The sequence below is a fragment of the Nitrospirillum amazonense genome (assembly GCF_029594735.1).
In the GTDB taxonomy this organism is placed as follows: Bacteria; Pseudomonadota; Alphaproteobacteria; order Azospirillales; family Azospirillaceae; genus Nitrospirillum; species Nitrospirillum amazonense.
This window is the reverse complement of the sequence record NZ_JARPAF010000003.1, coordinates 222,216-234,761: the sequence shown is the minus strand read 5'-3', so window position 1 is coordinate 234,761 and position 12,546 is coordinate 222,216. Positions and strand designations below refer to the sequence as shown.

Sequence of the window (12,546 nt, the reverse complement as noted above, 5' to 3'; positions counted from 1 at the left end):
CAGCGGTGCCGCCGACGTGGGCACACCCGACATGGGCACCATTGATTTCCACGGGGACCGCGATATGTCACTGGCTGAGGTCCGACGAGGAGGAAGGAGCGGGCGTGACGCTACTGAGATCAGTGCTGCGCATGGGTACGGCAGCCTGCCACGCCACCCTGGACAGGCAATTCGCCACGCTGGATGTCAGCCACCTGTCGGACTACTTCCATCTGCTGAAAGCCCAGCACCCGGCATTGCGCGCCGTTGAATTGAGCCTGGAGGCGGCAGGGGTGGAACTGATCCTACCCGACTGGCAACAGCGGTGCCGTCGCCACGCGCTGGAGGCGGACCTGGCAGCGCTGAATGCCGACAACCGCCTGTCGGCGGTGCTGGTGGAAGCGCCGATCATCCGCAGCCGGGCTGAGGCCCTGGGTCATCTGTATGTGCTGGAAGGATCACGGCTGGGCGCCGAGGTGCTGTTGCGCCGGGCGCTGGACTCAGGCGACCCCCTCATTTCCCAGGCCACCCGCTTCCTGGCGCATGGCCGGGGCCGCCCCTTCTGGCGCGACTTCGTGGCCCTGCTCAACAAGGAAGCCGCGGACAGCGCTTTCCGGGCCGACGCCGTCACGGCCGCAGTCGCCTCCTTTGGCCTATTCCAAAAGGCCGCCGAGCAGGTCCTAGGCCATTATCAGGCTAGCCACGGCCGCAGGCGGGTGTCAGAAAAATGAGCCGCGGCCCCATATTCGCCTTAAATTTCCGGCAAATGGCTGGTTCACGGTTCCTTGGACAAATGGGTCTGCCCCGTGGTCACGTCACATAGCCCAGGAAACACCGATCTCGCCCCGGACGTACCGCCCGTGCCCCAGGAGCTGCTGGACCAGTGCGCGCGGGAACCCATCCGCATTCCCGGCGGCATCCAGCCCCACGGCGCGCTGGCGGTACTGCGGCCGGACGACCTGGTCGTGATCCAGGCCAGCGCGAACCTGGGCGCCATCCTGGACCGCCCGGTCGCCTTCGACGGCAGCCAGACGCTGGGTGACCTGGTGGGCCCACGCACGGCGTTGGAGAATGACGTCCGCCTCTGGGCCGACGGCACGGATACCGCCTTTCTGGAGCAATACCAGATCGACGGCCGCACCTTCCATGTCAGCGGCCAGCGCGCATCCCAAGGCCTGATCCTGGAATTCGAATCTTTCGACGAGGCGGAGCGCGGGCGCAGCGCCAGCCTCTACCAACTGCTGCGCGACTTCCTGGACAATTCCGATGGGCTGCAGACCGTGGCGGATCTCAGCGCCGGTGTTGCGGCGGAAGTGCAGACCCTGACCGGCTTCAACCGCGTCCTGATCTATCGCTTCGATGAGGACTGGAACGGCACCGTCATTGCGGAAAAGGGGGACGGCACCCTGCCCTCCTACCTCGATCTGCGCTTCCCCGCCTCCGACATCCCGGCCCAGGCGCGGGAATTGTATCGCACGAACCGCCTGCGCCTAATCCCGACCGCCACGTACACGCCCGAGCCGCTGATACCCGCCCTGTGCCCCACCGACGGCGCGCCGCTGGACATGAGTTTCGTGGCGTTGCGCAGCGTTTCGCCCGTGCATCTGGAATACATGCGCAACATGGGCACGGCGGCCTCGCTGTCCATCTCCATCGTCATCGACGGGCGGTTGTGGGGCCTGATCTCCTGCCATCATGCCCAGCCGCGCTATGTCAGTCCCCAGATTCGCGCCGCCTGCGACTTCCTGGGCCGCATCGTGGCGCAGCAGATCGCGGCCCGCGAGCGGGCGGCCGAGATCGACGAACGGCTGCGGCTGAAAAACATCGAGACGGAACTGGTGGCCCACCTGGCGCGGGCGCCCGGTTTCCAAGCCGGCCTGGTGGACTGCGCCAGCCAGTGGCTGGCCCTCACCAACAGCGCCGGGGCGGCCGTCGTCACCGATGGGATCGTCCTGGCCGCCGGCAAGGCGCCGCCCATCGACAGCATCCTGGCCCTGGTCGAGTGGCTGCGGACCCGGAACGTCGACCAGATCTATGCCACCAGCACCCTGGGCACGGACTGGCCGCCGGGCAGGGACATCGCCGGTGTCGCCAGCGGCGTCATCGCCGTTCCCATCTCGCGCCTTCATGCCAGCTTCATCCTATGGTTCCGCCCGGAAGTGGTGGAGACCGTGCGCTGGGGTGGCGATCCCCGTGCGGCCAAGGCCACGGACACCGCCGGCCGCCTGCATCCGCGCCTGTCGTTCGAGGCCTGGAAGCAGGAGGTGCGCGAGCGCGCCCAGCCCTGGCGGGCGGCCGAACTGCTGAGCGCCGCCGACTTCCGCGGCGCCATCATCAACTTCGTCCTGCAACGGGCGGAGGAGCGCGCCCAGCTGACGGAGGAACTGCAGCGCTCGAACAAGGAGCTGGAGGCCTTCTCCTACTCCATCTCCCATGACCTGAGGGCGCCTTTCCGCCACATCGCGGGCTATGCCGAACTGCTGGGCGAGGAGGAGCCTGACCTGAAAGCCCTGTCCCGCCACTACCTGGACGGCATCATCGCCGCGGCCCTGTCGGCCGGTGAGCTGGTGGACGACCTGCTGCACTTCTCGCAACTGGGCCGCACCAGCCTGAAGATGACCCGCATCGACATGGCCAAGGTGATGGCGGAAATCCGGCGCAGCCTGGCCATCACCGAAGGGCAGCGGCAGGTGGAGTGGGAAATCGGCGTCCTGCCCTCCGCCTGGGGCGACACCACCCTGGTGCGCCAGGCCCTGTTCAACCTGGTCGACAACGCCTTGAAATACAGCCGGGGCGCCACCCCGCCCCGCATCAAGGTCTGGGGCCAGGACCGGCCCGACGAGGTGCTGTACTGCGTGGAGGACAACGGCGTCGGCTTCGACATGAACTATGCCGGCAAGCTGTTCCAGGTGTTCCAGCGCCTGCACCGGCAAGAGGATTTCGAGGGCACCGGCATCGGCCTGGCATTGACGAAACGCATCATCGACCGGCACGGCGGCACACTGGAAGCCAAAGGTGCCGTCGGCCAGGGCGCCGCCTTCAGCTTCACCCTACCTAAGCGAAAGACAGGAGGAAACCGTGGCCACGCTTAGACCCATCCTTCTCGTCGAGGACAATCCCGCCGACGTCGAACTGACCCTGGCCGCGCTCAGGAAAACTCAGCTGGCCAACGAAATTGTGGTCGTCCGCGACGGTGTGGAGGCGCTGGAGTACATTTTCAGCGAGGGCCAATTTGCGAACCGTGAGCCGGGCGCCCCGGCCGTCGTGCTGCTTGACCTGAAGCTACCCAAGGTGGACGGCCTGGAGGTGCTGGAAAAGGTGAAATCCCACCCCCGGCATCGCGCCACCCCCATCGTCATGCTGACGTCCTCCCGCGAGGAGAGCGACGTGGTGCGCAGCTATCACTACGGGGTCAATTCCTTCGTGGTGAAGCCGGTGGACTTCAAGGCCTTTTTCGAAGCCATCCGCGACCTAGGTATCTTCTGGGCGGTGCTGAACGAGCCCGTGCCTGGAGATTTTTAGTGTCGCCATCCGCGGAAAAGCCTGTCGCCCTGCTGTTGGTGGAAGACAGCGACATCGATGCGGAACTGATTGCCCACCAGTTCCGCAAGATCGATCAGCCCTTGATCCTGACGCGCGTGGCCGTGCGGGCGGAATATGAGGCCGCGCTGGCCGGGAGCGACTTCGACATCATCCTGTCCGACTATTCCCTGCCCGGCTTCAATGGCCTGGCGGCGCTGGAACTTGCCCGCGCCCGCGACCCGGCGGTGCCCTTCATCTTCATCTCCGGCGTCATCGGTGAGGAGTTCGCGACCGAAGCCCTGCGCGCCGGCGCCACCGACTATGTGACCAAGCGCAACCTGGCCCGCATTCCCATGGTGGTGGCCCGCGCCTTGCGCGAAGCGGAAGACCGCCGCGAGGCACGGCGGGCGGCCCAGGCGCTGCGGGAAAGCGAGCAGCGCTTCCGGTCCATGGCGGACAACACACCCGCCCTGATCTGGTCGTCCGACGCCGACGGCCGCATCATCTTCGCCAACCGCCGCTTTGAAACGGAATTCGGCATTCCGCCCGCGCGCATGGAGGCGGAGGGCTGGGCCGCCCTGATCCATGAAGACGACTGGCCCACGCTGAGCGCCGTGCGCCGGGCACTGTTCGTCGGGCGCACCCCGTTCCTGGATGACATGCGCGTGCGCAAGGCCACGGGCGAGGTGCGCTGGCTACGCTGTGAAAGCAGCCCGCGTTTCGACGACGCCGGCACCTTCCTGGGCTTTCTGGGCTGCGCCATCGATATCACCGAAACCAAGCTGGCCCGCGATGCGCTGGAGGCGGAGGTGGTGGCGCGCACGGAGGAGCTGCGCATCAAGGAAGAGGCCCTGCGCCAATCGCACAAGATGGAGGCTATCGGCCAGCTGACGGGGGGCATCGCGCATGATTTCAACAACATGCTGGCCGGGATCGTCGGTGCCGCCGACCTGATCCAGAAGCGGGTGCGCGACGCCCGTTTCGACAGCATCGGCCGCTATGTCGACAACATCCTGTCCTCCGCCCACCGGGCGGCCGGCCTGACCCACCGCCTGCTGGCCTTCGCCCGGCGCCAGACGCTGGATCTGAAGCCCGCCGACATCAACCAGCTGGTGAGCTCGCTGGATGACCTGCTGCGCCGAACCCTCGGCCAGGGCATTGACCTGCAGATATCCCTGGCGCCCGAGGTATGGCCGGCCATTACGGATGCCAACCAGTTCGAGAGCGCCATCCTGAACCTGGCCATCAACGCCCGCGACGCCATGACGGTGGGCGGGCGGCTGACCATCCAGACCAGCAACGTCACTATCGCCGAGGGGGACGAGCGGGCGTCCGCCGACCTGCAGCCCGGCGACTACGTCCTGACTTGTGTCACGGACACCGGCACCGGCATGCCACCGGAGGTGCTGGAGAAGGCGTTCGACCCCTTCTTCACCACCAAGCCCATCGGCCACGGCACGGGCCTGGGCCTCTCCATGATCTATGGTTTCGCCCGCCAGGTCGGGGGGCATGTCACGCTGGCGTCGATCCCGGGCAAGGGAACCACCATCTGCCTGTACATGCCCCGCGACCGTAGCGCCCCAGCCACGGCGGAGACGCCCAAGCCCACCCCGCATGAGACCCCGCCCAAGGGTCGGGGCACCGTGCTGGTGGTGGAGGACGAACTGGTGGTGCGCATGGTGGTGGTCGATATCCTGGAGGAGCATGGCTACGGCGTCATCGAGGCCGAAACGGCCGCCGACGCCCTGCCCCACCTGGAAGGGCCCGGCGCCATCGATCTGCTGCTGACCGATGTCGGCCTGCCCGGCATGAACGGACGCGCGCTGGCGCACGAAGCCCGCCGCCTGCGGCCCGGCCTCAAGATCCTGTTCGCCACCGGCTACGCCGAAGGTGCCAGCCAGCGCTCCGCCTTCGTCGGCGAGGGCATGGACTACATCGCCAAACCCTTTGACCTCGACGAACTGGGGCGGAAGATCCGGGCGCTGACGGAGGCATAGGCTCGCCGCCTATCCTTGGGCGGAGGAGCGATGCGTTTGCGTCCAAGCCGTGGCGCTTGCCTTTCCGGATGAACGGCCTTCCTTCTTGCGGGCGCCCCCTATTTGGAAAGACGCCTGGATGCTCACCCTGTACCGCCTGGAAAACGGCACCCTGACGCGACGTGAATCGGGCGCCGACTGCCTGGCCGACGACCTGTGGATCGACATGATCGCCCCCACCAGGGAGGAGGAAGCGGCGGTCGAAGCGGCGCTGGGGGTGGAGATTCCCACGCGGGAAGAGATGCGGGAGATCGAGACCAGCGCCCAGGTGTATAAATCCGGCGACGCCTTGGTGATGACGGTAAGGGTGCTGACTCGCCAGGCGCCGTTGGGCCCGGCCCTGGCCGACGCCACCTTCATCCTGACACCCCAGCATCTGGTGACAGTGCGTTACCTGGACAGCACGCCCTTCCGCACCTTCTCCACCCGGGTGGACCAGGGCAACGATGTGCCCACCGACCCCGAGGCCATCCTGCTGGGCATCCTGACCGCCATCGTCGGCCGGGTCGCCGATGTCCTGGAAGAGGTTAAGGACGGGCTGGACACCTTGTCCCGCTCCGTCTTCAGCCAGGGCGGGGAGCAGTCGCCCAGCATCATCGACGCCGACCTGCAGAACGCGCTGAAGCGCATCGGTCGCAGCGGCGACCTGGCATCCCGCGTACGGGAGAGCCTGCACAGCCTTGCCCGCACCGTGTCCTTCCTCAAGGCGGCGGAAAAGGCCACGCCCATCGCCCCGGAAATCAAGCTGATCCTGAACACGCTGAACGGCGACATCCAGTCCTTGCTGGACTACAACCTGTACCTGGCGCAGACGACGCAATTTCTGCTGGATTCGACCCTGGGCCTGATCAATATCCAGCAGAACGCCATCATCAAGATCTTCAGCGTCGCGGCCGTCATATTCCTGCCCCCGACGCTGATCGCCTCCATCTACGGCATGAACTTCAAGCACATGCCGGAACTGGACCTGGTCTTCGGCTATCCCGGCGCGCTGTGCTTGATGGTCGTCTCCGCCATCCTGCCCTATTGGTATTTCCGCCGCCGGGGCTGGCTGTGAGAATCAGCCGGCCTTAATGGGCGTTTCCGGCACAGGCGTCAGCACCGGCCGGCCCTGAGCCCAGGCGACCAGATTGTCCACCACCAGCTGACCCATCGCCTGGCGGGTATGGATGGTGGCGGATCCGACGTGGGGCAGCAGCACCGCGTTGTCGAGGTCCAGCAGCGCCTGAGGTACCTGGGGCTCCTGCGCGAACACGTCCAGGCCGGCGCCCAGGATGGTGCCATCCCGCAGGGCTGCCACCAGCGCCTGCTCGTCGACCACCGTGCCCCGGGCGATGTTGACGAGGATGCCATCGGGGCCCAGGGCTTTCAGCACCGCCGCGTCCACCAGGTTGCGCGTCTCCGAGCCGCCCGGGGTCACCACCACCAGCACGTCCACCGCCCGGGCGAGGTCGACAGGCGTCGCATGGTAGGGAAGATCGACATCCGCCTGCCGGTGACGGCCGTGATAGTGCACCGGCACGCCGCAGGCGGCCAAACGCCGGGCGATGGCCTTGCCGATGCGCCCCAGGCCCAGAATGCCGGCCGTGCGGCCGCGCAGCGAAGGTGTTAGGGGGAAGGGCTTTTCCAGCCAACGGCCAGCGCGCAGGTGGCGTTCGGCCTGCGGCAGGCGTCGAACCGCCATCAACGTCAGGGCCAATGCCGTATCCGCCACCTCCTCCGTCAGCACGTCGGGCGTGTTGGTGACCGTGATGCCGTGGGTCCCGGCCCAGTGGGCGTCGATGCTGTCGTAACCCACGCCGAAGCCGGACACGCATTCCAGCCTGGGAAGCCGCCTCATCAGGTCGGCGGTGATGGCCGCCCCGCCGGCGGCGGCGATGGCGCGGACGCGGGGGGCGACCTCCGCCAGCAGGGCTTCGGCATCCGCCGCCAGCCAGAGCTTGTGCACATGGAAGGCCTGGTCCAGCCGCTCCATGATGAAGGGCATCATGGGGGCGGGCATGAGCAGGTCGATATCGAAGCGAGGTGCCATTCTGCCAAGGTCCTCTTGCCGTTCCGGAACGGGCCCCCAATTTGCTGGGGGTGGGTTGTAACCAGCATAAGCCGCCTCTCAGGCGCTTGTCTGCCACTCCCTGCCATCAGGGACCAGCCGGGAACCAGCGACAGGCATGGTCGGGTGATGGCGGGCCGATGGCGGAGGGGTGTAGAGTGATGCGGGCGGAGCCGGTGACGATCGACCCAACAGCCTGTGACGGCGCTCTTTGCCATTGGCGCGGACATGGGTTATGATTTGAGAATGATTTGCATCTACGGCGCTTAGCCTCCCTGGCGTTGGGGTGGAAGTGGCCGGGGGACTGATGATGTCGTTGATGGATGCCATTGCCGGAACGATGGACCACACGCCGGAATTCGGCCCCGGCGAGCATTTGCTTGTGTGGGCCCTGCGCCGCATGGTCAAGGGCAAGGACTACGGCCCCCTGGTGGGACGGGAGTTCGCCGACACCTGCGGCGAAGATGGGCGGGAGGTGCTGGCCACCCTGCACACTTTCCTGCTGGCCCTGATTCACACTTGCCGTCGGGAATTGTCCATCGGCCATCCGGGCTGCCCCAGCCTGACGGCGGATGAACGGCAGGTGTTGCAGCTGGTCGCCGCCGCCCAGAACGGCAAGGAGGCGCAATTCGACGCCCAGCTGCGCTGGCTGGCCACGGATGATGACCGCCCCGCCCTGGCAATGACGGCGCGGGCCTTGGCCTTCGCCTTGGGGCACAACCACCTGACCCTGACGCCGCCCGCCTCGCAATTGCCGACCACCTGCGAGCGGGAAGCCTTAAGCGCCTGAGTCCGTCCTATCCCTGAACGATTGCGCCGTCCTTCGGATCATTGGCATCCGCCTGACGCCGATGGCAGAGTGTTCTGCTGTCGCGACACCGGGTCCTGCGACGGGTATTGAATCTTCCGGGGGCTTGGATGGCGGGGACGGGGGCATGCGCATACTGACCAAGGTGGCTTACGCCGCCCCAACTGTGGGGTTGGCGGCCTTAGGCTTGCCGCTGCTGATTTATCTTCCCGACTATTACGGAACCGTGGTGGGGCTTCCCCTAGGGCTCGTCGGCACGGCCTTTCTGGTCGCGCGCTTGGCCGACATCGCCATCGATCCTGTTGTGGGGATCCTGACGGACAGGACACGCTCCCGCTTTGGCCGGTTCCGCCTGTGGCTGGCGATTGGTACACCCCTGTTGATGCTGTCGGTCAAGTATCTGTACATGCCGCCACCCGACGCCGGCTTCCTCCACTTGGCGCTTGGCTTAGCCGGAACCTATAGCGCGTGGTCGCTGTGTTTCGTCTCGCATCTGGGTTGGGGCGGCACGCTGTCGGGGGACTACGACGAACGGAACAGCGTCTTCGCCTGGTGGCAGACGCTTTTCCTGGTAGGGGGCCTGCTCGTCACCGCCCTGCCCTTATTGCCCGCCTTGCGCTCGACGCCGCAGCAGCTTCTGCCCGCCATGGGCTGGTTCGTGCTGCTAAGCCTGCCTTTGGGGGTCGGCGCGGCCCTGATTCTGGTGCCAGAGCATGCGGGAAGCCGCCGACGGGCACCGGGGCGACGCGATTATCTCAGCCTGCTGGGCCAAGCCGGCATCACCCGCCTGCTCGCCGCCGATTTCCTCTCCAGCGCCGCCGTCTACGCGGGCGGGGCCATGTTCTTTTTCTATTATGGAACCTTCCACGGTCTGGACCGGGTGCAGACGGCAACGTTGCTGTTCGCGGTCAAGGTGGGCGCCATGCTGGGAACGTACGTCTGGAGCCAGATGGGCAGCCGGCTGGAAAAGCACCGCGCCATGACGCTTGCCTTCGGCGGCTTGGCGACAATGTATCTGGTCGTCCATCTGGTTCCGTGGACCACTTTGCCCACAGGCATCGTCATCCTGGGGGGCTTCGGCCTCTTCCTCTCCGCCGATCCTATCCTCGTGCGCTCCATGATGGCGGATTTGGCTGACGAACGCCGCCTGGCCACCGGCGCGGACCAAATGGGTACCCTGGCCTCCTTGCTCTCCGTTTCCGACAAGCTGGCCGCGGCCGTGGGGCCGGCGCTGGCGTTGACCGCTTTAAGCGCGGCAGGCTTTGACGCCCAGGCCGCAAGCGTACCGCAGACACCCCAGGCCCTCATGGTGCTGGCCGTTGCCGCCATCTGGGTACCCATGGCGGCGCATATGACATCGGCATTCCTGGTCTGGCTGCACCCACTGACCGCCGCTCGCCAACAGTCGGTTCAGTCCGAACTTGCCGTACTTGAGTGACAGGTGGATGCCCATGCTAAAAGGCGGTCAACTGCCAAGCGTCGCACAGTCATATCGACGTTGCGGCAACGACGGTCCGATGCAACACTACGACATAACCGGTTTTACATTAAAGGTAGTACTCTGTTCTCCGTCTTAGTGTATGAGCAGCTTGTTTGTTTACTTATCAACGCCGAGGATATGGCTTTGGATGATCCGATCTCATTAATCGTCAGAAGCCTTGAATCCATTATCGATGGAAATGACCTGTCTTCCCTTGAGGAAACTGGCATCAAACACGTCAACCAGCTATCTCCCAGGGGAAGCTATTTACGACGTCCTATGGCACTGGTAGACGATTTTCATATTAACGCCGAAGTTCGGGGTATATTCGATTATTACAGAAATATTTATGAGCAATTCTACCCACAGATAAGCGCAACGACGTTGGTAGATGCTTATGTTACCGGGCAAGGGACGGTGGTCACGCGCAACGGCTTGCTCATCGAAGAAAGTGCAATTGAATATCTGGCCCACCGGCAGGTTCCCGAAGGCTTCTGTCAAGGTCAGGCGGATCGAACCTTTGCATTCGCGCACTCCCCGAGTACTCTAGTAGAGGCACCCTGCATTCTAGTAAAACGGCCTTGGTATCGGAATTACGGCCATTGGCTTGTAGATAATGCTACAATTCTTGCGCATTTTTCGCAACAGATCGAGGCCGACCAATTGACCATTGTCGTCGGTGCGAATGAAAGTCAAATCCAAAGAAATATTGTCCAGGAAACAATAAATATAATTTGCCCTGGCACCAACGTTATCGAGATGCCAGATAATGTCACATGGCGGTTCTCCAATCTCCTTTATGTCACCCCTCTGCATCGCCCCCCCATGATCAAGTGGCCTCCGGCCATGATCAAACTTAAAGCGGCCTTCGTCGAAAACCGCGTCAAAATCAATCATGGTGAGCGCTTATACCTGTCACGAGCAGATGTGAAGACGCGCACTTTGGCTAATGAGGATGCGCTCAAGGATTTGCTGGATCAATTTGGCTTCAGAACGGTCTTCACCAGCGGAATGTCGCTGACTGAACAGGCACAGTTGCTCAGTTCCGCTGAGGTTGTCATGGGAGTTAAGGGCGCGGCATTGGCCAATCTTGTCTTCTGCCAGCCCGAAGCGACTGCGATTTGCCTATCTCCCGGCGACTTCATTGACCCGTTTTTCTGGGATGTGGCTGGCCAGATAGGAATGACCTACGCCGAGATCTTTGGTCGAGTTGTTACAAACCACGCTGTGGGCCGAAATGACTTCGTGATCGAACCAGAGCACCTGGAAAGGGCACTGACCACGTTGTTAGGTGTTCGATCCTAGGGATTGATGGTGCGGATTGAGCCTGAACCGCTGGGGTTCCGCTATCCACGATTTGCAGATGAATTTCCAGGGCGTCAGACCCCGAAGCGTCTTGAGGCGCCGTGCAAAATTGTGGTTCATCGCGGAACACCGGGGAATGCGTGTCGGTGGCGGATGAATACTCCCCAGAAGTTGGAGTGCGCCCCTTGGGGTGAACAGCTTCAAGCCGCGGATTGACCGGTGATCGGGCGTCTTGTTCTTCGAATGCAATAGGGCTGAGATAGCCCAGCGCTGAATGAAGGCGCCGGGCATTGTAAACCAGATCGATGAAACGCGGCAGATCGGCCACGACGTCGTCGAAGGTCTCGTACGCCGTGGGATAAATGGCCTCGACCTTCAGGGTTTTCATGAAGCTTTCGGCCTTGGCGTTGTCGTAGGGATTGCCGCGCCGGCTCATCGAGCCGACGAAGCCGTTGTCTGCCAAGATCCGCCGATAGGCGACGCTGGCATACTGACTGCCACGGTCGGTGTGATGGACACAGCCGGCGGGTGGGCTTCGTGCGGCGATGGCAGCCTTCAGGGCTGCGATCGTAAGCCGGGTGTCGATGGAGCGGGTGAGCGCATAGCCCACGACACGGCGGGACCAAGCGTCCAGGATCACGGCCACGTAGACGAAGCCGGCCGCCACGGCCACATAAGTGATGTCGCCGACCCAGAGCTGGTCGGGCCCGGTAGGGGTCATGTCCGCCGCCCGGTTCGGGAAAATCGGCTCGTCATGGTCGCTGTCGGTCGTGGCGACGAAGCGCCGCCGACGCCGGGGTTGGAGGTCGTGCTCGCGCATGAGCCGGCGCACCTTCTTGCTGTTGACCACCAGCCCCTGCTGCCGCAGTTCCGCGCCGACCCGCCGATAGCCGTAGCTTTCGAACTCGGCGCAGATGGCCTTCATCCGGTCCAGGATCATGGCGTCGCCATCGGTCTCGACGGGGACGTCATAGTAGGTGGAGCGCGCGATCCCCATCAGCCGGCAGCCTTCGGCGACGCTGAGACCGGAGGGCCGGCAATTACGGATGTAGTCCCGCTTTTGCTGGAGCGTCCGTGCTTCAGCGCCCCCTTTAGAAACTCGATCTCCAGCGCCTGCCGGCCGACCAGCCTTTCCAGGGCGGCAATCCGCCCTTCGTACTCCACGAGAAGGTTCGACGCCTCAACCTCCTCGTCGAATTCGCCGGCCTCTGCCTTGGCGACCCAAACCCGGATCAGGTTGCGGCAGATGCCATGCCGTCTCGCCAAGCCGTACAAGGCTTCCCCGGCCGCGTACTCGGCAACTATCTGGCGTTTGAACGCGACGCTGTAAACTCGGTGCTTCGCCATGACCCCACTCCTGCAAGGC

Annotated in this window: 10 protein-coding genes and 2 pseudogenes; 8 read left to right on the top strand and 4 right to left on the bottom strand. The window is 64.3% G+C overall.

The window, feature by feature from the left end; translation table 11 throughout:
- Positions 1–104 precede the first annotated feature (104 nt).
- The 5 genes from P5F91_RS19470 (at position 105) to P5F91_RS19450 (ending at position 6,594) form a co-directional block, all read left to right on the top strand.
- Positions 105–710, top strand: a complete 606-nt coding sequence (locus P5F91_RS19470) for a biliverdin-producing heme oxygenase (RefSeq protein WP_277907995.1) — start codon at positions 105–107, stop codon at positions 708–710.
- 129 nt (positions 711–839) lie between these two features.
- Positions 840–3,071: an ATP-binding protein gene (locus tag P5F91_RS19465; RefSeq protein WP_277907994.1), complete on the top strand. Its 2,232-nt coding sequence runs from the start codon at positions 840–842 to the stop codon at positions 3,069–3,071.
- Positions 3,058–3,501, top strand: a complete 444-nt coding sequence (locus P5F91_RS19460; protein ID WP_004273032.1) for a response regulator — start codon at positions 3,058–3,060, stop codon at positions 3,499–3,501. Before P5F91_RS19465 ends, P5F91_RS19460 begins: the two co-directional genes overlap by 14 nt.
- Positions 3,501–5,498: a response regulator gene (locus P5F91_RS19455; protein ID WP_145613410.1), complete on the top strand. Its 1,998-nt coding sequence runs from the start codon at positions 3,501–3,503 to the stop codon at positions 5,496–5,498. Before P5F91_RS19460 ends, P5F91_RS19455 begins: the two co-directional genes overlap by 1 nt.
- Positions 5,499–5,616: 118 nt before the next feature.
- Positions 5,617–6,594 carry a magnesium transporter CorA family protein gene (locus P5F91_RS19450; RefSeq protein ID WP_145613409.1) on the top strand — a complete coding sequence of 326 codons (978 nt, stop codon included), beginning with the start codon at positions 5,617–5,619 and terminating at the stop codon, positions 6,592–6,594.
- A 3-nt stretch (positions 6,595–6,597) separates the two neighbouring features.
- On the opposite strand, the gene P5F91_RS19445 is transcribed toward P5F91_RS19450, so the two are convergent.
- Positions 6,598–7,569, bottom strand: coding sequence for a 2-hydroxyacid dehydrogenase (locus P5F91_RS19445; RefSeq protein WP_145613408.1), 972 nt, complete (start codon positions 7,567–7,569; stop codon positions 6,598–6,600).
- Positions 7,570–7,906: 337 nt separating this feature from the next.
- On the opposite strand from P5F91_RS19445, the gene P5F91_RS19440 reads away from it, so the two are divergent.
- The 3 genes from P5F91_RS19440 to P5F91_RS19430 all read left to right on the top strand — a co-directional run bounded on the left by P5F91_RS19440 (position 7,907) and on the right by P5F91_RS19430 (position 11,180).
- Positions 7,907–8,377, top strand: coding sequence for a hypothetical protein (locus tag P5F91_RS19440; protein ID WP_145613407.1), 471 nt, complete (start codon positions 7,907–7,909; stop codon positions 8,375–8,377).
- Between the two features lie 145 nt (positions 8,378–8,522).
- On the top strand, positions 8,523–9,833 hold the full coding sequence (locus P5F91_RS19435) for an MFS transporter (protein WP_186454975.1): 1,311 nt from the start codon (positions 8,523–8,525) through the stop codon (positions 9,831–9,833).
- Between the two features lie 186 nt (positions 9,834–10,019).
- The gene (locus P5F91_RS19430; RefSeq protein WP_277907993.1) at positions 10,020–11,180 is read left to right on the top strand and encodes a glycosyltransferase family 61 protein; all 1,161 of its coding nucleotides are present in this window, start codon (positions 10,020–10,022) and stop codon (positions 11,178–11,180) included.
- On the opposite strand, the pseudogene P5F91_RS19425 reads toward P5F91_RS19430, so the two are convergent.
- The 3 genes and pseudogenes from P5F91_RS19425 to P5F91_RS19415 form a co-directional block, all read right to left on the bottom strand.
- Positions 11,163–11,294, bottom strand: a pseudogene (locus P5F91_RS19425) (IS481 family transposase); the annotation flags it as partial. The gene P5F91_RS19430 and the pseudogene P5F91_RS19425 sit on opposite strands and share 18 nt — an antisense overlap.
- Positions 11,295–11,424: 130 nt before the next feature.
- Positions 11,425–12,228, bottom strand: a pseudogene (locus P5F91_RS19420) (IS3 family transposase); the annotation flags it as partial.
- The gene (locus tag P5F91_RS19415) at positions 12,177–12,527 is read right to left on the bottom strand and encodes a transposase (RefSeq protein ID WP_277907992.1); all 351 of its coding nucleotides are present in this window, start codon (positions 12,525–12,527) and stop codon (positions 12,177–12,179) included. The pseudogene P5F91_RS19420 and the gene P5F91_RS19415, both read right to left, overlap by 52 nt.
- Positions 12,528–12,546 lie beyond the last annotated feature (19 nt).